The organism is Acinetobacter sp. CIP 64.2, assembly GCF_000369645.1.
GTDB lineage: Bacteria > Pseudomonadota > Gammaproteobacteria > Pseudomonadales > Moraxellaceae > Acinetobacter.
Map to the genome: position 1 here is coordinate 271,373 of NZ_KB850120.1, position 19,250 is coordinate 290,622.

Genomic DNA, 19,250 nt, shown 5'->3' on the forward strand with positions numbered 1-19,250 from the left:
GAGTCTACAAGACTAACCAAACTACTATAGTATTGCTTTAATAATACGATTCAAACATAAATCTTAATAAAAAAGTAGAACTAAGTCACACTTTTTACAAAAAATATAAAAAATTGACACATTCTGATAGGTATTTATAGCAAATTGTCTACTTTCTATACAAGTTGAATTTAGCAAGCAAATGTGTAGAAAAAGTGGAGAATGATAATTTTTCTCATTTTAATTAAAAATACATAAGATCACAATCAACAGACATATCTAAAAAACAGAATAGTAATTGATTTATTGATATAACTACATGATTGTAAAATATTTTTAAATAAATATAGTGAACACAAACGGGGTGATAGGAGCGAAGAATAAAATGAAAACAGTTATTGCAGCAGCGTTATTGGCGTTGGGTCTGAATGGTGTTGCGCAAGCAGCAACCACTTTTTTAAATGTATCTTATGATCCAACGCGTGAATTTTATCAAGAATATAATCAGGCATTTGGCCAATATTGGAAGAAAAGAACCGGGCAGGATGTGGATTTTAAACAGTCCCATGGTGGGTCTGGCAAGCAGGCACGTTCAGTAATTGATGGTCTGCAAGCGGATGTGGTGACCTTGGCGCTAGCCAATGATATTGATGAAATTGCCAATGCAGGTCTAATCCGTAAAGACTGGCAAAAACAATTTAAAGACAATTCAGCTCCTTACACTTCAACGGTTGTATTTTTGGTACGCAAAGGCAATCCCAAAAATATCCGTGATTGGAACGATTTGACCAAGTCCGGAGTGGAAATCATTACCCCGAATCCGAAAACAGGGGGGGCGCCTCGCTGGATTTATCTGGCAGCTTGGGGATATGCACTGAAGCAGCCAGGCGGAAATGATGCCAAAGCGCGTGAACTGGTAAAAAAACTCTATCAGAATGTCAAAGTTCTCGACTCGGGTGCACGCGGCTCCTTAACCACGTTTGCTGAGCGCGGTATTGGCGATGTGCTACTGTCTTGGGAAAATGAAGCATTATTGGCGACCCAAGGTTTGGGCAAGGATAAATTTGAAATTGTATATCCATCCATTTCCATTCTGGCAGAGCCTTCAGTGGCAATCGTGGATAAAACCGTCGATAAAAATGGTAACCGTCAATTAGCACGAGGTTATTTGAACTTCCTTTATTCACCTTTGGGGCAAGATCTGGCTGCAAAATATTATTTCCGTCCACGTAATCCTCAAGTGGCTGCCAAATATGCACAACAATTCCCTAAAATTAAACTTTTCAAAATTAATGACGTATTTGGCGGGTGGGCAAAAGCGCAGAAAACCCATTTTGTGAACGGAGCAATCTTCGATCAAATTTATGCAGAAAAACCATAGGCCAGGCTGCTATTTTGTGTGTGTCTTAATTTAAAAAAGCAAATACAGGCAGTATTTGCTTTTTTATTGACTGAAAAATGATAAGAAAACGGTTTTATCTATGAAAAGTTAAGAATTCTCTACAAAAAGTCGTTTGGTACTGGCATAAAACAAGGTGATAATGTGCAGTTACATTTTTAGCTGTTGATTCATTTCTTATGTCGCATATTTCTGTCTTACTTCATGAAACCGTTGATGGCGTATTGGCAGGCCGCGATACTGGTATTTTCGTTGATGCAACCTTTGGACGGGGGGGGCATACCAAGCTATTACTGTCAAAACTAGATGCCAATGCACGCGTCTATGCTTTTGATAAAGATCCACAAGCCCTTGAGGTTGCAGCACAATTAGAACAAGAAGATCCGCGCTTTAAAATTATTCATGCCAGTTTTGCTGATATTCAAGCGCAGCTCGCTCATATCGGGATTACCGAAGTTGACGGGATTATGGCGGACCTTGGGGTTTCATCGCCACAGCTGGATCAAGCAGAACGTGGTTTTAGCTTTATGCAAAATGGCCCACTGGATATGCGTATGGACAATTCACAGGGTCCAACCGCAGCAGAATGGTTACTTGAAATTGAAGAAGAAAAACTCGCAAACATTATTTACCAATATGGTGAAGAACGTTATAGCCGCCGTATCGCCAAAGCGATTAAACTGGCTGGTGAAATGAGCACTACCGCACAACTGGCAGAAGTGGTTAAAACAGCACATCCAAAGTGGGAAAAGCATAAACACCCTGCAACGCGGACTTTCCAGGCGATTCGTATTGCAATTAACAAAGAACTTGATGATATCGAGAGCTTTTTGCCGCAAGCTGTAAGCTTGTTAAAAGCAACAGGGCAGTTGGCAGTGATTAGCTTTCACTCTTTGGAAGATCGTTTAATCAAGCAGTTTATTCAAAAAGAATCGAGCTTACCTGAAGATTCGGGTTGGGGCATGCCTCAAGCACAGGTGGATACTCGACGTTTAAAGAAAGTTTCTCGTATTCGTGCGAGTGAAGCAGAAGTAAAAGCAAATCCTCGTTCGCGTAGTGCATGGCTACGTGTTGCAGAGCGCTTAGAGCAAAAAGGCTGAGAATGAACAACAACAATGACGAAGACCTTAGATCAAGCAGCAGAAAGGGACTGAAAAAGGTTGCTGTTTATGCTGTACTCGTTGCATTGGTATTTATCAGTGCGATGATGGTGGTGTTTCAAGTGTTTGAATATCGGCATGATTATCGTGACTTGAGTGCCTATATGCGTGAAAGAGATGATTTAAACGCTGAATGGGGGCGTTTGCTGATTGAGCAACAGACCTTCGGGGCAACTGCCCAGATCGGTTCACGCGCAGTGACGCAACTCCTTATGTTTTCACCACCAGCGACGCAGACGGTCGTGATTTCTTTACCTATGACTTCAAAGCAAGATAAATAAGGCATGCTGTATGGCAGATAAGCGAAGTAAACCAATACGAAAAAAACAGCAGTCCATTTCTGAAAGACCGACCCTTGCTTTGGATATGTGGCGATTTTACTTGCTTTGGGGCGCAGTGCTGCTGTGCTTTGTGGTACTGGTTGCGCGTGCATTCTATGTGCAAGTGGTGAATAAAGACTTTCTGCAAAATAAAGCCAATGCCAATATTTTACGTACCGAACGCTTAGAAGCGATGCGTGGTGTGATCAGTGACCGTCATGGTGTTCCTTTGGCGATTAGCACGCCAATCATGAAAATTGTGATTGATCCAAGAGACTATTGGGAAACTAAGCAGCAATTTGATGAAATTACTGCTGAGCTAAAAAAAGATCCACATAACCGTAAATTAAAACGTCAATTGCCCGATAAAAATTTAAATCTAGATGAGTTGGCAGATGCTGTTGGTGTAGACCGTGCGGATTTGAAAAAACAAATGCAGGCACGTCCACGCTCACGTTATTTGGTGCTACAAAAAGAAATTCCACCGCAGCAAGCAGATTTAATTACCAAGCGTAATTTCCAAGGGGTATATGCCGAGAAAAGTTACAAGCGCTATTACCCGCAACCGCAACCAAATGCACAGATTATTGGTTTGACCAATAGTGAAGGGGTGGGGATCGAAGGCTTGGAAATGCAACTGAATAAACAGTTGTCTGGAGTGGATGGCGAGCAGAAAATCATTCGTGATAAAAAAGGCAACCGCCTTAAAGTCTCAGAAGTAATTAAAGAAGTAGAATCAGGCGAAAATGTCACCCTGAGCATCGATTCACGTCTGCAATATATCATGTATCGTGAATTGACTGCAGCAGGTGTCGCCAATAATGCACGTTCGGCGACTGCGATTGCGGTTGATGTGAAAACGGGTGAGATTTTGGCAATGACCAGCTGGCCATCGTACAACCCGAACGACAAAAATGGTCTCAATAATAAAGACGCCATGCGTAACCGTGGTGCGATTGACATGTTTGAACCAGGTTCGACCATGAAGCCATTTACAGTTGCAGCAGCGTTGGAAAGTGGTAAATATACGCCGAACACTATTGTTAATACTTCACCCGGCTCAATGCGTTTAGGCTGGCATACTATCCGTGATACACATAACTATGGTGCATTAACGGTTTCAGGGGTAATCATTAAATCTTCGAACGTAGGCTCGGCTAAAATTGCGCTATCTCTGCCCAAAGACACGGTGCCGTCCTTCTTTAGACGTGCAGGCTTTGGTCAACGTTCGGCGGTCAAATTCCCGGGTGAAAGTGCAGGTTTATTGTACTCGGGTGACAAGCTGAATCCTTCTCAATTGGGTACGATGGCCTATGGCTATGGTTTGAATGCGACTATTTTGCAGGTTGCACAAGGCTATGCCATGCTGGCCAATCATGGTGTGCAAATGCCATTGAGTCTGCGTAAATTAGATAAAGCCCCTGAGGGCAAGCAGGTTCTTGCACCTAAAATAGCGGATCAAGTCTTAACGATGCTTGAGCAAGTGACTATGCCAGGCGGAACCGCAAAGCAAGCAGTGATTCCAGGTTATCGTGTCGGGGGTAAAACAGGAACTGCACATAAATTGCGTGCAGACCGTAAAGGGTATTCAAACAATGAATATCGTGCTTTGTTTGCTGGGGTTGCCCCGATCAGTGATCCGCGTCTGGCCATGATTGTAGTGGTGGAAAATCCGCAAGGACGTTATTACGGTGGTCTTGTTGCTGCTCCAGTCTTTGCAAGAATCATGCAAGAATCATTGCGTCTGCTGAATGTGCCTTTAGATAAGCCACTTGATACTTCTATAAAATCCAATCCGTAGGTAGATTATGTCGATTAGTTTTCAACAGATACATCCGATCAATATCGATGCGGCTTGGTATACGCAACCTTTTACAGGGTTTTGTCTGGATAGTCGCAAAGTCAGCACAGGGCAAATTTTTATTGCCCTAAGTAGTTATAGCCAACCTGAAAAAACTCGTCAGTTTGCACAAAATGCCTTAAATGCAGGTGCATTGGCGATTATTAGTGAAGTTGAATTGGGGCTAGATAGGGAATGGGTCTGTTCAGATGTTCGTTATCGAATGGGTGAATGGCAAAAGCAATATTTGCAAGCGCTTGATCCTGTCGTGCCATTGCGAGGCATTGCAGTGACAGGAACCAATGGTAAAACCACCATTTCTCGTTTAATTGCGGAATTGGTCAGCTCACAAGGGCAAGGTTGCGCTGTAATGGGAACAACGGGCAATGGTATTTTGCCAGATTTAACCCCATCAACGCATACCACCTTAGATGCATTGCAATTGCAACAGGCACTACATGACTATGCCAAACAAGGGGCGAGTTTTGTTGCATTGGAAGCCAGCTCACATGGTTTGGAGCAAGGCCGCCTGAATGGCTGTGAACTCGAAATTGCAGTATATAGCAATTTAAGTCGCGACCATCTGGATTATCATGGCACTTTAGACGCCTATGCTGAAGCCAAAGCTTTGTTATTCAAGTTTACGACTTTAAAAGCTGTGGTCATTAATCTGGATGATGAACATGGGGCTCTGATGTTGGCGGCGGCGAGAGCCAATCCAGCACAACCTAAAATTTTGACGTATTCCTTAACGCAAGCGACAGCGGATTATCATATTGCGGACTTACAGTATCGTCTGAGTGGAGCAAGTTTTAGCCTGATCAGCCCAAGCGGTTCGTATGTAGTACAAAGTCCATTACTTGGACAGTTTAATGTTGAGAACTTACTGGCAAGTTTGATTGCGGCTGAGTATGCAGGTTTTGCCTTGGCTGATCTGATTCAGTTTGTGCCTCAGCTTAAAGGTGCTCCAGGCCGCATGCAGGTGATCCAATATACATCGCGTTTGTTTGTAGTGGATTATGCACACACCCCAGATGCCTTGATCCAAGTGCTGACCACGCTAAAGCGCCACGTTACGGGTCAGCTTTGGGCTGTCTTTGGTTGTGGTGGTGATCGTGATCGGGGTAAACGTCCTTTGATGACGCAGGCTGCGCTTGATCATGCCAATCCTGTGATTCTCACATCAGACAATCCACGAACTGAAAATCCTGAACAGATTTTTGCAGATATGAAACAAGGCATCAACTTTGTACAACATGTGATGCATGAAATTCATGATCGTCGTGAAGCGATTAAATTTGTGGTGGCTCAGGCGCAAGCGGGAGATATTGTCGTGATTGCAGGTAAAGGGCATGAGAACTATCAAGAAATTGATGGGGTCCGTCATTGGTTTGATGATGTGGTGGAGGTGCAGTCTGCCATTGCAACACAGCTTCATGCTGTCGATTCAGCTTATTCTGCGCAATAGGTTTAAAAGGTAAAAAAGCGTATGCATACTTCAACCACCAGTACCGTTCCATTACAACCTTGGACAGCAGAACAATTACAGCAGGCGACTCAAGGTGAGTGGTACAAGCAAAATCTGCCTCAGGGTGAAATTAAGCGTATTTTAACCGACTCACGTCATGCAGAAGCTGGTGATGCTTTTCTTGCCTTAAAAGGTGAGCGTTTTGATGCGCATAATTTTGTGGCGCAAGTGGCAACGCAAGGGTGTCAAATTGCGATCGTAGAGCGCCCGATCGATGCAAATATTGCACAGTTAATCGTAAAAGATACCCGCTTGGCTTTGGGGCAGCTTGGTGCTTATCGCCGTCAACAGAATCCGCAACTGAAAGTGATTGCTCTGACAGGCAGTAGTGGTAAAACCACCACCAAGGAAATGCTTGGTAGCATATTATCCCGTCTGGCCCCGACCTTAATTACCCGCGGCAACCTCAATAATGATTTGGGTGTACCGATGATGCTACTTGAGTTACGTCCAGAGCATCAATATGCGGTAATGGAACTGGGTGCCAGTCATCAAGGCGAAATTGATTATACTTCGGATCTGGTTCAACCGCATGTGGCAGGCATTTTAAATATTGGCACAGCACATCTCGGTGAGTTTGGTGGTCGTGATGGCATTTGTCGTGCCAAGTCCGAGATTTATACGCATATCTTACCTGAAGGGACTGCGATTGTTCCTGCCGATGATGATTTCACCGCAACGATTCGTGACAGTGCGCAAGCACATCCAATCCTCAGTTTTGGCGAAGGCGGAGATATCTTTGCGAGCGATGTTCAACTTCATCCTCAATCCGCCCAATTTAAACTGCATACGCCACAAGGCGTACGCGTGGTGAATTTACCTTTTGCAGGTGCCCATAATGTACAGAATGCAGCAGCAGCGACCGCATTTGCCTTGGCAATCGGCATTGCACTGGATGATATTGTGCAAGGTTTGGAACAGGCACAAGGGGCAAAAGGTCGTTTGAACTTTATTCAACACCAAAATCATCTATTTATTGATGATACTTATAATGCCAATCCAACGTCTATGCGTGCAGCGGCACAGGTTTTGCTGCAACAGCAAGGCTTAAAAGTCATGGTGATGGGAGATATCGGGGAGTTAGGTGAAAGTAGTTGGCAAGAACACCATGATCTGGGGAAAGACTTAACCGCTTTGCCTTTAGATCAATTGATTGTCGTCGGTGAGTTTGCTGCAGCTGCTGAACAGGGTTCCAGCCATGCGGAAAAGTTACATGCTTTTGCTTCTCAAGCAGATGCATTGCCGTTTTTAATTAATTTAGTCCAAACACATCAACCCCAGTCAATGAGTTTCCTGTTCAAGGGGTCTCGTTATACCCATATGGAAACGTTGATGACTGACTTGATGGAGAAAATTTAAATGTTGTTATGGTTATTTGAGCAATTGGCGGGCTATAACAGTTCGTTTCAGGTTGTTCGTTATTTAACATTGCGCTCTTTGTTGAGTTTACTGACTGCCTTGACGATCGGGCTGGTTTTAGGGCCAGTGATGATTCGTAAATTACAAGCATTAAAATATGGTCAGGCGGTGAGCTCGTTTGCACCTGAAAACCATGCCAAGAAAATGGGGACACCAACCATGGGCGGGATTTTAATCCTGCTTTCGATTGGGATCAGTACCTTGTTGTGGGCTGATCTATCCAATCCTTATGTCTGGATTGTGCTCGGTGTGATGGTGGTATTTGGTGCAGTGGGTTGGGCGGATGACTGGATTAAAGTCCGTTATAAAGACAATGCAGGTTTGCCAGCGCGTAAGAAATTTTTCTGGACTTCAGTGGCATCTTTGGGTGCTGGCATTGCCTTATATCTAATTGCGAAACAACAAGATAGTCTTCAGCATACGGCAGATATGCTGGATCTACTGATCCCGTTCTTTAAGAATCTGTCCATTCCGCTTTCGGCTGTGCCATTCGGTTTAGCTTTTATTGGCTTCACTTATCTTGTTATTAATGGTGCCTCCAATGCGGTCAACTTGACCGATGGTCTGGATGGTTTGGCGATTATGCCGATTGTGATGGTGGCAGCCGGTTTAGGGGTATTTGCTTATTTATCAGGCGACATTCGTTTTGCTGAATATCTGCATATTCCTTATGTAAAATATACCTCGGAACTGGTGGTAATCTGCTCTGCTATGGTCGGTGCTGGTTTAGCCTTCCTCTGGTACAATGCACATCCAGCCCAAGTATTTATGGGGGATGTGGGTGCATTGGCGCTTGGAGCCATGCTTGGCACGATTGCGGTAATGGTTCGCCAGGAAATCGTATTTGCCATTATGGGCGGTGTTTTTGTGATGGAAGCAATTTCGGTCTTCTTGCAAATCGGTTCATTACGGATGCGCAATAAGCGCGTATTCTTGATGGCACCTTTACACCACCACTATGAAAAGCAAGGCTGGAAAGAGACGCAAGTGGTTATCCGTTTCTGGATTATTACCATTTTCCTCGTTGTATTGGGTCTAATGACGCTAAAATTACGTTAAACCATGATTCAAGAAAGAAGCTGGTGATGACCAGCTTTTTTTATGTTTGGAGAAAATAGATGAGTTTATTGATGTGTCCTGTTTGTCGCCAAGCCTTGAATTTGGTCGCGAATTCTTGGCAATGCGAAACAGGGCATCATTATGATGTTGCCAAACAAGGCTATGTCAATTTGCATGTGGTGCAACACAAGCATAGCAAGAACCCAGGAGATACAGCTGAGTCGGTATTGGCACGCCGTGAGTTCCTGCAAGCTGGCTTTTATCAGCCGTTACAACAAGCCGTTGTTGCATTATTGCAGCAGCTCCAACCACGCGCTGTTTTAGATATTGGTTGTGGTGAGGGATATTATACCAGTGCCATGCAAGCACATACTCAGCAGTGTATAGGTGTGGATATTGCCAAAACTGCGGTACAACGCGCTGCGAAATTAAATACAAAAGTGACTTGGGTTGTGGGAACAGGGGCAACATTGCCCGTTCAGGATCACTCGATGGATCTCTGTACCAGCTTATTTAGTCCCATTCCACAAGATGAAATCGTTAGAGTCTTAGCTGATGATGGCCACCTAATCGTAGTCACACCTGCACCAAGGCATCTTTTCGATTTACGTGAAGCCCTGTTTGAACAAGTCAATTTACATGAGCCGCAGAAGTTTGTGCAGCAGTTGGAGGCTCAGTTTGAATTAAAACAGGCTCAAATTGTTGAAGCGCCAATGCAATTGGAACAACAGGCTTTAAAGAACTTAATCGCGATGACCCCTTATGCATATAAAGCGAATCCTGAGCGACGTAAAGCACTGGAGCAAGCACAGACCTTTGAGGTGACTGCTGCTTTTCAAATTTATCTGTTTCAGAAAAAAAACAAGCCATCAATTTGATGGCTTGTTTTTTATTTACTGGATCTGATTAATCAAATGCTCAATACCGTCCTTTTCTTTAGGTGGCGGTGGGGTCTGAGTTTTTGAGTTTGACCCCATTGCTGGTGGTTGTTTTTTAGCAGGCTCAATTGGTTGTTCGTCAGGCGTTGCTGGTGTTCCAGGTAAGTCTGAAAAGTCATTTTGTACAGAACGTGTTGGTGCTGGTGGTGCAGGGCGATAAAGTGGACGAGCCAATGGCGGAGAGGCGCGATATTCCTTTTTATCTTCGCTTTGCTGGATTTGCAACTTATCACGAGAGATTGGATCTTTGGCATCTTTATCCAGACGAACCCATGCGGATGGTGTGTCTTTTAAAGACTGACCCATAAAGTTGGTCCAGATTGGAAGTGCAGCAACGCCACCATATTCACGACGGCCCAAGGTACGTGGTTGATCAAAACCGACCCAAGCAATCGCAACTAAGTTACCATTAAAGCCTGCGAACCATGCATCTTTGGCATCATTGGTGGTTCCTGTCTTACCGCCTAAGTCATCACGGCCAATTTTCAATGCTGCCCGACCCGTACCATGCTGGATTACATCACGCAAGATGTTGGCCATGTCATAGGCTGAGCTTGATTTTAAAATGCGTTGTGCTTGACGGTAATCGCTATTGGTTTTGGTTGCCTGTGTTGTATCCGCTGCCACCAGTTGTGCCTCAGAAGCAGCACTGTCTTGATCTAGGCTTTGATTGGTGATGTCTGTGACCTGATCTTTGGATTTATTTTTATCTTTGTCTGTTTCTGCAGTTTGCTGTTCTGTATTGGTATTTGGATTGCTAATACATGGAATACATGCATATTCAGGCTTCGCTTCATAAATCACTTTGCCTGAAGCATCTTCAATACGTTTAATAAAGTGTGGCTGAATACGATAACCACCATTCGCAAAAGTGGCATAGCCTGTTGCCATTTGTACAGGGAGTACCTGAGGTGTTCCCAAAGCAATGGTATAGTTACGCGGGATTTGGTCTTCTTGTAAACCAAAATCCATAAACAATTGACGCGTACGTTCGATGCCGACATTTTGTAATAAACGCACAGACACCGTATTTCGAGATAAATAAAGCGCACGACGCAGAGGAATCATGCCAAGGTAGCGGCCATCCGAGTTTCTTGGAGACCATTTACCAATGGTAATCGGGCTGTCATTGACCATACTATACGGGGTCATGCCACGCTCTAGTGCCAATGCATAAACAAAGGGTTTAATGGTTGAACCAGGCTGTCTCCAGCCCTGTATTGCGCGGTTGAATTTAGATTGATAAAAGTTATATCCACCGACCACTGCTTCAATCGCGCCATCATTTGGGTTGATGGCAATGAGCTGCCCCTGGACTTTAGGAACCTGAACCAGTGACCAAACGGTTTTGCCTTCATTTGGACGTAGGCGAATGATATCTTTGACTTTAACAATCTGAGAGGCATTCGATGGCGCACCGCCGACACTATTTGCATTGCGGTAAGGGCGCACCCATGACATCCCTGACCAGTTCACCGTCACGGTTGAGCCATCTTGCATTAAGGCATCAAAAGAATTGTTATTGACCTTGATCACTTGTGCAGGATAGGTATTGGCATAAGCAATAAATTGCTTCAACGGTTTATCATGAGCCTCAGGACCACGCCAGCCATGACGACGATCGTAGGCTTCCAAACCATCTTGAATTGCTTGCTCAGCATAACGCTGGCGTTTGCTGTCAATGGTAGTGTAAACCTTGTAACCTGAATCGACGGCTTGTTCGCCAAAATGTTCGACCAGTTCTGAACGGACCATTTCACCGACATAGGGGAAGACATTACTGACGGAACGATCAACCATATTTAAATTGATCGGTTCTGCGACTGCTTGCTGGTATTGGTTTTGGTTGATATAGCCCAGCTGTAGCATGCGACCTAAAATCCAGTTTCGGCGTTCTAGCGCTCGCTCTGGATTAACCACAGGATTATATTTTGAAGGTGCTTTAGGAAGGCCCGCGATCATGGCCATTTGTGCGGTGGTCAGTTCATTCAGGTTTTTGTTGTAATAGACCCGTGCAGCTGCCGCAATTCCATAGGCATTTTTACCTAAGAAAATTTTATTGACGTAAGCGGTCAGAATTTCCTGTTTTGTTAAGTTTTGCTCGATTTTACGTGCTAGAAACACTTCGGTTAGTTTGCGTCGAAGGGTTCGGTCTGGACTTAAATAATAGTTTTTCGCCACCTGCATGGTAATGGTCGAGCCCCCAGTTTGGACATCAGACCCAGTAACAGATTCAGTAAGTGCTCGCCCAAGCCCTTTAAAACTAATCCCATTATGTTCAAAAAAAGAAGAATCCTCGGCTGCGAGAAAACCATGAATAAAGGTTGGCGGGATCTGTTCATACTTAACAGGAATGGATAATTTCCCACCATATTCTGCAATCAGCTGGTTATCCGTCGTATAGACTTGCAATGGTTTTAATAACGGCGCCTTTTTGAGTGAACTCATATCTGGCAGCGAAGGTGCAAGATAGAGATACATGCCATAAAATCCCATTGGAAGTGAGACTAAGATAATAATAACGATCAAAAAAAATGGGCGAACAATACCAGAACTGGATAGCTTTTTCATAATAAGTAAGTTTTAATAAGAGCGAATGGCAAACTAATTGTGGTCAGTATATCCTTTAGACATGCGGATTGTTAGATGAGTTATTGTATCCGTATCAATTAAAGACCAAAACTAAATTAGTATGTTGTATTTTTTGGGGATAAAAAAATAATAGGAAAGTACTGTGCTCAGGTTATATCGTAAACCAAATAAGGGGTTAGTGGGTGTCGATATTAGTTCGACAACTGTTAAGTTATTGGAGCTCTCTGTAAAGAACGGTAGATATTGGGTTGAAAGCTATGCAGTGATGCCATTGCCTGAAAGCAGTGTCGTGGAAAAAAGCATATTGAATCCAGAGGCGGTAGGGGATGCGCTTGAGAGAGTAGTTAACCTTGCAAATCCTCACACCACCAATGTCGCTATAGCCGTCCCGACATCTATGGTGATCAACAAGATCATTGAAATGGATGCGGATATGTCTGATGAAGAACGAGAAGTTCAGATTCGGATGGATGCTGAGCAATATATCCCGTTTCCATTAGATGAAGTCAGTCTTGATTTTGAGGTTTTATCTGATCGTCTGGCGAATCAGAATCGGGTCAATGTACTCTTGGTCGCGACTCGTACCGAGAATGTGGATACACGCGTAGAAGTACTTGAACTTGCCGGTTTAACTGCCAAAATTGCTGAAGTTGAAAGCTACGCGATGGAGCGAGCGTTTAGTGTATTTGCAGATACGTTGCCAATGGGGGCGAATACTGTCGGTATTTTAGATATTGGCCATACCATGACCACGTTGTCTGTGATGCAAAAAGGCAAGATTATCTATACCCGTGAGCAAGTGTTTGGTGGTCGTCAGCTGACACAGGATGTTCAGACCCGTTATGGCCTTTCTTTTGAAGAGGCAGGTCGTGCCAAGAAAGAGCGCACTTTGCCTGATGATTATGATACCGAAGTGCTTGAACCGTTCTTGGATGCTGTGGTTCAACAAGCAGCACGTTCACTGCAATTCTTCTTTTCATCGTCTCAATTTAATGAAATTGATCATATCCTGTTGGCGGGTGGAAATGCCAATATTCCAGGTCTAGCCAAGCTATTACAGCAAAAACTCGGTTACCGCGTCACGATTGCCAATCCATTTCTACAAATGGGTTTCTCTCCCCAAATTGATATTAAAAAAATTGAAAACGATGCGTCTTCTTTGATGGTCGCATGTGGTTTGGCATTGAGGAGTTTTGATTAATGGCAAAGATTAACTTACTCCCTTGGCGTGACGAGCTAAGAGAACAAAAAAAGAAACAGTTTATTGTCTTTTGTGTTGGGGTTGCTGCATTGGGGGTCGCATCGGTTTTTTCAGGATGGGTGTATTTTGATCATAAATTGAGTGATCAAGAGCAAGCCAATCAGTTGATTGTGAGTACCAATCAGAATTTGGATACGCAATTGAAAGCATTGGATGGCTTGCAGGAACGCCGTAATGCCATTATTGAAAGGATGAAGTTGATTCAAGGCTTACAAGGTCAACGTCCAGTTACGGTGCGTTTGGTGGATGAGTTGGTACGTGTCACGCCACCCACCATGTATTTGACCAAGTTTAGCCGTACTGGTGATAAGTTTAGCATTGAAGGAAAAGCGGAAAGTCCAAATACCGTGGCGGAACTGTTGCGTAATCTGGAAGCTTCTCCGTGGTACCGAAATGCCTTCATGAACTCATTCCTCGCTGTGGATGAAAACAAGAATAAAGATAAAACAGCCAGTTCTTTGGTGCCTCGGGTTGAGGAGAATTATGGCAGTTTTGTCGTCACTGTAGATTTGGGTGAGCTTGGTACAACGGCTGAGGCTGCACCAACCTCAGAACCAGCGGCATCAGGGGTAGTCGGGGTAGCAAAATGAGCCTAGATAAATCAGAGGATCTGAATCAAGATACCGTTGTTACCAAGAAAAAGAAAATGACGGTAGATCAATTTTTCCAGAAATTCAATACGCTGGATATGAATAATTATGGTAGTTGGCCATTATCCGTCAAAATTACTTGCTGGATTTTTATTTTCTTGGCTGTTGCTGCGCTGGGTTATTTTTTGGTGATTAAGTCTCAGTTGGAGTCGATTGATAATGAACAAGCCAAAGAGCAAAGTTTATTAAATGAGTTTAAAGAAAAAGACTCAAAGCTACGTAACTTGCAGCAATACCAAGTACAGCTTCAGGAAATGGAAGCCAATTTTAATCAACAGTTAGAACAGCTGCCAAAAGAAACGGAAATTCCAAGTCTGGTTGAAGATATTAACTTGACAGGGGTGAACTCTGGACTGAAATTTAAAAATATCCGTTTAGAGAATGAGGTCAAGCAAGAGTTCTTTATTGAGCAGCCAATCAGTATTGATGCGACAGGGGATTATCATGCTTTTGGCTCATTTGTAACGGGTATTGCCGCTTTACCGCGTATTGTAACTTTGCATGACTTTACTGTTGAAGCAAAAGAAGATACACAGAAAAAATCTGATATTCCTGTGGTGAATTATACGGTTAAGGCAAAAACCTATCGTTATGTTGGCACGGATGATCAAGCTAATAATGCTGCGGGGACACCAGCCGCTCAAACAGCAACTACTCCACCTGCACAAGGAGGAAAATAGTAGTGAATAACTATAAATTATTACTTGGCTTTTTAATTGGGGTAAGCCTTGTCGGTTGTGATTCTCGTATTGATGCAGTCAATCAAAAGATGGCAGAAATTCGTAATCAGCCGCCGCTGCCGATTGAGCCTGCACCGGTATTTACGCCTGTGCCTTTATTTAATTATTCAGCCCATCAGTTGAAAAGCCCATTTATGCCGAGCTCGCTGGCTGCTGAATTAAAGATTATGGCCGGTAAACGTGTTTATCCGAACTTTAACCGCCAGCCACAGCCACTCGAAGCTTATGCACTGGAGTCGCTGAATATGAAAGGCAGTATGCGTGGTAAAAGCAATGACACCATTGCGCTGATCCAAACACCAGATGGTCAGATTGAACGTGTACAAGTCGGCAGTTATTTGGGGATGAATCAAGGACGTATTATTAAAATTAGTCCAACCCAAATTGATTTGGTGGAAATTGTACCTGATGGACGAGAAGGTTATGTCGAAAGACCTCGCACACTCGTTCTAATTGGGCCAGCGCCGTAAGATTAAGGGAATAACAATGAAAAAACAGTTTAAAGATTCTTTATTTGGGGAAGCGAAGACCATGAATCATGCATTCCGTCAATTTTCTATGGCTGCTGTTGCGATTGCGGTGATGCAAGTGGCATCAGCACAAGTCAGCATGACCAATATCGTACCAATGAGCTTGGCCGATCAAGGCACAGAAATTCGTGTGATGTTTGATGGTCTACCTCCACAGCCGCAAGCTTATCAACTCGAGCAGCCTGCTCGTTTGATTCTGGATTTTGATAAAGCGCAACAGAGTTTAAAACAAAATTCAATTCCCGTATCAACAGCTGAAGCCAGTTCAGTGGAAGTTGCATCAGATGACCAACGTTCTCGTGTGATTGTGAATTTAAAAGATGCAGGTGCATTTACGACCCGTGTTGAGGGAAATACCTTTGTTCTCAAAATTAATTCTGCAAAGCCTACTGTGAATGCAGCATCGGTTGTTACACGTCAGCTACAACAGGGGGTTTCAAATATTGGTTTCCAGCGAGGAAGCCAAGGTGAAGGTTTGGTCGTCATTGATTTGTTGGGAAATAATACGCCTGTCGATGTACAGCAGCAAGGGAGTAAAATTGTCGTCCGAACCATGGGGAATAAGATCCCAACCCATTTGGCTCGTCGTTTAAATACCAATGATTTTGCCACTCCGGTCGCGAGTGTGGATGCTTATAACGACAAGGGCAATGGTGTGATTACCATTCAATCTGCAGGGAGCTATGAATATATGGCTTATCAGGCAGAGAATAAATTGACTATTAGTTTGAAACGTCCTGTAGACAACTCTCCAACCAAAGCCAAGGCACAAACCTATACGGGGAATAAGATTTCTCTGGATTTCCAAGATATTGAAGTGCGTCGAGTATTGCAGTTATTGGCCGACTTTACCGGCATCAATATGGTGGCAGCCGATACGGTACAGGGTAATATTACCTTACGCCTCAAAGATGTACCTTGGGATCAGGCACTTGATATTGTATTAAAGACCAAAAATCTGGATAAGCGCCGTAATGGTAATGTGATCTGGATTGCGCCTGTTTCTGAACTGATTAAAGCAGAAGAGGAAGAAGCCAAAGCCGTTGCACAGAGTGTAAAATTGGCACCGTTACAAACCGAATATATTAAATTAAATTATGCCAAAGCGACGGATCTTGAAAAACTGATTACACAAGGAAAAAATGTAAATAATAACAGTAGTAGTCCTTCTTCAGGCTCTGTCAGTAACGATACTTTGACAGGTGGATTGCTGAGTCCACGAGGAACCATTTCCGTTGATCCTCGAACCAATACGCTTATTGTGAACGATACTTCTCAAAAAATTGATCAAATCCGCAAAATGGTTGATTTGCTCGATGTGTCGGTTAAACAGGTGATGATTGAGGCACGCATTGTCAGCGCCAGTACAGATTTCACCAAAGAAATGGGAGTGAAGTGGGGGATTCTGTCTCAAGGGATTACCAAAAATAATGACCTGTTGGTGGGTGGTAGTGATACAACTTTATGGAACTTAAGAAAGCCTGAGAAAGATAGCGATACGGGGGGCTGGAAATATGAAATTGAACGTCCGGATAACCTGAATGTCGATTTGGGTGCGGTAACTCCTGGTGCAAGCCGTATTGCTTTCGGTTTAATTAGCTTGTCTGATTTTATGTTGGACCTTGAGTTGTCTGCTGTGCAAGCAGATGGTTATGGGGAAGTGATTTCGACGCCAAAAGTGATGACTGCGGATAAGCAACCAGCAAAAATTGAATCAGGTAAGAAAATTCCTTATACCTCTTCTACGGGCGGCGGTGCCAATGCTGTACCTAAAACCGAATTTATTGATGCAACACTCAGCCTTGATGTCACACCAAGTATTACCCCAGATGGTAAGGTAATGATGAAGCTGAACATTACCAAAGATTCACAAAGTACACCAACACCAACGGGCCAGTTGACAATTAATAAAAACCAGATTGATACCAATGTTCTGGTGGATAATGGAGAAACAGTAGTTCTAGGTGGTATTTTTGAACAGGAAAATGTCAGTTCACAGGTGAAAGTGCCTTTCCTGGGTGATCTGCCATACGTGGGGCGCTTATTCCGTCGTGACCTTAAAACGGATAATAAACGAGAGTTACTTATTTTTGTGACACCGAGAATTGTTAATGACACTTTGACCAGAAATCATTAATATATTTTCAATAATCGCAATGAATATAGGTGGCGCGTTGCCAAGCAAAGCGTTTGAAACCCTGCCAAATATCTATTTGGTAGGGCCAATGGGGGCAGGAAAAACAACAGTAGGTCGGCATTTAGCAGAATTGTTAGGTCGTGATTTTATCGATAGTGATCACGAAATTGAGCGCAAAACCGGTGCGACCATTCCATGGATTTTTGAAAAAGAAGGGGAAGTTGGATTTCGTTTACGTGAAACCAATGTATTAAATGATCTCACCTCCCGTTCTTTGTTGGTATTGGCGACAGGTGGTGGTGCGATTACACAATCCAAAAATCGTGAATTCTTAAAACAGCGTGGTATCGTTGTTTATCTCTATACACCTGTAGAACTGCAATTACAGCGGACCTATCGCGATAAGAATCGCCCATTATTACAAGTCGAAAATCCAGAGCAAAAATTACGTGATTTACTGGCCATACGCGATCCTTTGTATCGTGAAGTTGCGCATCATGTCATTGAAACAAATCAAGGGGCAGCGCGAGATCTGGCACAACGTATTTTGCACGTTATTTTATCGAAACAAGTTAAATAGTCTTTGGTTGGTCTAAGTTTATGCAAACGTTACATGTTGAGTTAGGTGATCGTCGTTATCCGATTTTTATTGGTAGTCATTTAGATCCAAAAACATTACTTGAACCCTATCTGCATGGACGTCAGGTGATGCTGGTTTCGAATACAACGGTAGCGCCTTTATACCTACAGCATTATGCCGATGCTTTGGCTCAGTTGGATAAACAAGTTGCACAGTGCATTTTGCCAGATGGCGAAAAATATAAAGACATTCAGCATCTGAATCTCATTTTTGATGCGTTACTGGAAGCTGGGTTTAATCGCGATTGTACCGTACTCGCATTGGGAGGCGGTGTTATTGGTGATATGGCAGGCTTTGCCTCTGCCTGTTTCCAGCGAGGTGTATATTTTGTACAAGTGCCGACGACTTTATTATCGCAAGTAGATTCGAGTGTCGGGGGGAAGACGGGCATTAATCACCCCTTGGGTAAAAATATGCTGGGTGCTTTTCAGCAACCGCAAGTGGTGCTTGCGGATATGGCTCAACTGGATACTTTGCCAGATCGTGAGCTTTCCGCAGGTTTGGCTGAAGTGATTAAATATGCCTTACTTGGAGATATTGATTTTCTTGAATGGTTAGAGCAAAACATGGATGCTTTAATTGCTCGTAATCCAGATTTGTTGGCGGAAGCGGTTTATCGTTCATGTGCGCACAAAGCACGTATTGTTGCGAATGACGAGAAAGAACAAGGTGAGCGCGCGTTGCTTAATCTTGGACATACTTTTGGGCATGCGATTGAATCTTACCTCGGTTATGGGACATGGTTACATGGAGAGGCTGTTGCCACAGGAATGGTGATGGCTGCAGATTTGTCACAGCGTTTGGGCTGGATTTCAGTTGAAGCATTACAACGTACAAAAAATATCATTCAACGCGCTCATTTACCGATATCATGTCCGCAAATTCCATTAGATGAATTCTTGGCTTATATGTCGCACGATAAAAAAGTTTTAAATGGTCAATTACGTCTGGTTCTGTTGAAGGAGTTGGGGCAAGCGACGATTACCAAAGACTTTGATATTGAGCTGATGAAACAATCTATTCTTGCAAATCAAACTGCATAATTAATCATTTGGGAA

General features: G+C 43.4%; 15 protein-coding genes and 1 pseudogene. 15 read left to right on the forward strand and 1 reads right to left on the reverse strand.

What is annotated here, in order from left to right:
* Positions 1 to 364: 364 nt before the first annotated feature.
* The 8 genes and pseudogenes from F895_RS17415 to F895_RS17380 all read left to right on the forward strand — a co-directional run bounded on the left by F895_RS17415 (position 365) and on the right by F895_RS17380 (position 9,582).
* A complete protein-coding gene (locus F895_RS17415) occupies positions 365 to 1,360 on the forward strand; it encodes a sulfate ABC transporter substrate-binding protein (RefSeq protein ID WP_005238347.1) in 996 nt (331 codons plus the stop codon).
* Positions 1,361 to 1,557: 197 nt separating this feature from the next.
* Positions 1,558 to 2,478: a 16S rRNA (cytosine(1402)-N(4))-methyltransferase RsmH gene (gene rsmH, locus F895_RS17410; protein WP_005238349.1), complete on the forward strand. Its 921-nt coding sequence runs from the start codon at positions 1,558 to 1,560 to the stop codon at positions 2,476 to 2,478.
* Between the two features lie 2 nt (positions 2,479 to 2,480).
* Positions 2,481 to 2,819, forward strand: coding sequence for a cell division protein FtsL (locus tag F895_RS17405; protein ID WP_005238350.1), 339 nt, complete (start codon positions 2,481 to 2,483; stop codon positions 2,817 to 2,819).
* A 10-nt stretch (positions 2,820 to 2,829) separates the two neighbouring features.
* Positions 2,830 to 4,663 (forward strand): annotated as a pseudogene (gene ftsI, locus F895_RS17400) (penicillin-binding protein PBP3).
* A 3-nt stretch (positions 4,664 to 4,666) separates the two neighbouring features.
* Positions 4,667 to 6,166, forward strand: coding sequence for a UDP-N-acetylmuramoyl-L-alanyl-D-glutamate--2,6-diaminopimelate ligase (locus F895_RS17395; protein WP_005238352.1), 1,500 nt, complete (start codon positions 4,667 to 4,669; stop codon positions 6,164 to 6,166).
* A 21-nt stretch (positions 6,167 to 6,187) separates the two neighbouring features.
* Complete coding sequence (locus F895_RS17390; RefSeq protein ID WP_005238353.1) at positions 6,188 to 7,585, forward strand: UDP-N-acetylmuramoyl-tripeptide--D-alanyl-D-alanine ligase; 1,398 nt, start codon at positions 6,188 to 6,190, stop codon at positions 7,583 to 7,585.
* Positions 7,586 to 8,704, forward strand: coding sequence for a phospho-N-acetylmuramoyl-pentapeptide-transferase (gene mraY / locus F895_RS17385; RefSeq protein ID WP_005238354.1), 1,119 nt, complete (start codon positions 7,586 to 7,588; stop codon positions 8,702 to 8,704).
* Positions 8,705 to 8,763: 59 nt separating this feature from the next.
* On the forward strand, positions 8,764 to 9,582 hold the full coding sequence (locus tag F895_RS17380) for a putative RNA methyltransferase (protein ID WP_005238355.1): 819 nt from the start codon (positions 8,764 to 8,766) through the stop codon (positions 9,580 to 9,582).
* 15 nt (positions 9,583 to 9,597) lie between these two features.
* Here the strand turns inward: F895_RS17380 and ponA are convergent, their stop codons facing one another.
* Entirely contained in the window at positions 9,598 to 12,213 is a 2,616-nt protein-coding gene (gene ponA, locus F895_RS17375) for a penicillin-binding protein PBP1a (RefSeq protein WP_005238356.1), read from the reverse strand.
* Between the two features lie 163 nt (positions 12,214 to 12,376).
* On the opposite strand from ponA, the gene F895_RS17370 reads away from it, so the two are divergent.
* From F895_RS17370 to aroB, 7 genes are all read left to right on the forward strand, one after another.
* Positions 12,377 to 13,435 carry a pilus assembly protein PilM gene (locus tag F895_RS17370; RefSeq protein WP_005238361.1) on the forward strand — a complete coding sequence of 353 codons (1,059 nt, stop codon included), beginning with the start codon at positions 12,377 to 12,379 and terminating at the stop codon, positions 13,433 to 13,435.
* Positions 13,435 to 14,085, forward strand: a complete 651-nt coding sequence (locus F895_RS17365; RefSeq protein WP_005238362.1) for a PilN domain-containing protein — start codon at positions 13,435 to 13,437, stop codon at positions 14,083 to 14,085. Before F895_RS17370 ends, F895_RS17365 begins: the two co-directional genes overlap by 1 nt.
* Positions 14,082 to 14,825 (forward strand): type IV pilus inner membrane component PilO, encoded by a 744-nt coding sequence (locus tag F895_RS17360; RefSeq protein WP_005238364.1) that lies wholly within the window; start codon positions 14,082 to 14,084, stop codon positions 14,823 to 14,825. Before F895_RS17365 ends, F895_RS17360 begins: the two co-directional genes overlap by 4 nt.
* Before the next feature lie 2 nt (positions 14,826 to 14,827).
* Complete coding sequence (locus F895_RS17355) at positions 14,828 to 15,355, forward strand: pilus assembly protein PilP (RefSeq protein ID WP_005238366.1); 528 nt, start codon at positions 14,828 to 14,830, stop codon at positions 15,353 to 15,355.
* Positions 15,356 to 15,416: 61 nt separating this feature from the next.
* Positions 15,417 to 17,552, forward strand: coding sequence for a type IV pilus secretin PilQ (gene pilQ, locus F895_RS17350; protein WP_010589707.1), 2,136 nt, complete (start codon positions 15,417 to 15,419; stop codon positions 17,550 to 17,552).
* A gap of 19 nt (positions 17,553 to 17,571) precedes the next feature.
* Positions 17,572 to 18,132, forward strand: a complete 561-nt coding sequence (gene aroK / locus F895_RS17345) for a shikimate kinase AroK (RefSeq protein ID WP_005238370.1) — start codon at positions 17,572 to 17,574, stop codon at positions 18,130 to 18,132.
* Between the two features lie 20 nt (positions 18,133 to 18,152).
* Complete coding sequence (gene aroB / locus F895_RS17340) at positions 18,153 to 19,235, forward strand: 3-dehydroquinate synthase (RefSeq protein ID WP_005238372.1); 1,083 nt, start codon at positions 18,153 to 18,155, stop codon at positions 19,233 to 19,235.
* The last annotated feature ends 15 nt before the right edge of the window (positions 19,236 to 19,250 follow it).

Excerpts from the sequence above, each read along its gene's own strand:
- ponA (WP_005238356.1), bottom strand. The coding sequence starts at position 12,213 with ATGAAAAAGCTATCCAGTTCTGGTATTGTTCGCCCATTTTTTTTGATC.
- F895_RS17395 (WP_005238352.1), top strand. The coding sequence starts at position 4,667 with ATGTCGATTAGTTTTCAACAGATACATCCGATCAATATCGATGCGGCT.
- F895_RS17405 (WP_005238350.1), top strand. The coding sequence starts at position 2,481 with ATGAACAACAACAATGACGAAGACCTTAGATCAAGCAGCAGAAAGGGA.
- F895_RS17360 (WP_005238364.1), top strand. The coding sequence starts at position 14,082 with ATGAGCCTAGATAAATCAGAGGATCTGAATCAAGATACCGTTGTTACC.
- F895_RS17390 (WP_005238353.1), top strand. The coding sequence starts at position 6,188 with ATGCATACTTCAACCACCAGTACCGTTCCATTACAACCTTGGACAGCA.
- pilQ (WP_010589707.1), top strand. The coding sequence starts at position 15,417 with ATGAATCATGCATTCCGTCAATTTTCTATGGCTGCTGTTGCGATTGCG.
- F895_RS17415 (WP_005238347.1), top strand. The coding sequence starts at position 365 with ATGAAAACAGTTATTGCAGCAGCGTTATTGGCGTTGGGTCTGAATGGT.
- F895_RS17365 (WP_005238362.1), top strand. The coding sequence starts at position 13,435 with ATGGCAAAGATTAACTTACTCCCTTGGCGTGACGAGCTAAGAGAACAA.
- rsmH (WP_005238349.1), top strand. The coding sequence starts at position 1,558 with ATGTCGCATATTTCTGTCTTACTTCATGAAACCGTTGATGGCGTATTG.
- aroK (WP_005238370.1), top strand. The coding sequence starts at position 17,572 with ATGAATATAGGTGGCGCGTTGCCAAGCAAAGCGTTTGAAACCCTGCCA.
- mraY (WP_005238354.1), top strand. The coding sequence starts at position 7,586 with ATGTTGTTATGGTTATTTGAGCAATTGGCGGGCTATAACAGTTCGTTT.
- F895_RS17380 (WP_005238355.1), top strand. The coding sequence starts at position 8,764 with ATGAGTTTATTGATGTGTCCTGTTTGTCGCCAAGCCTTGAATTTGGTC.
- aroB (WP_005238372.1), top strand. The coding sequence starts at position 18,153 with ATGCAAACGTTACATGTTGAGTTAGGTGATCGTCGTTATCCGATTTTT.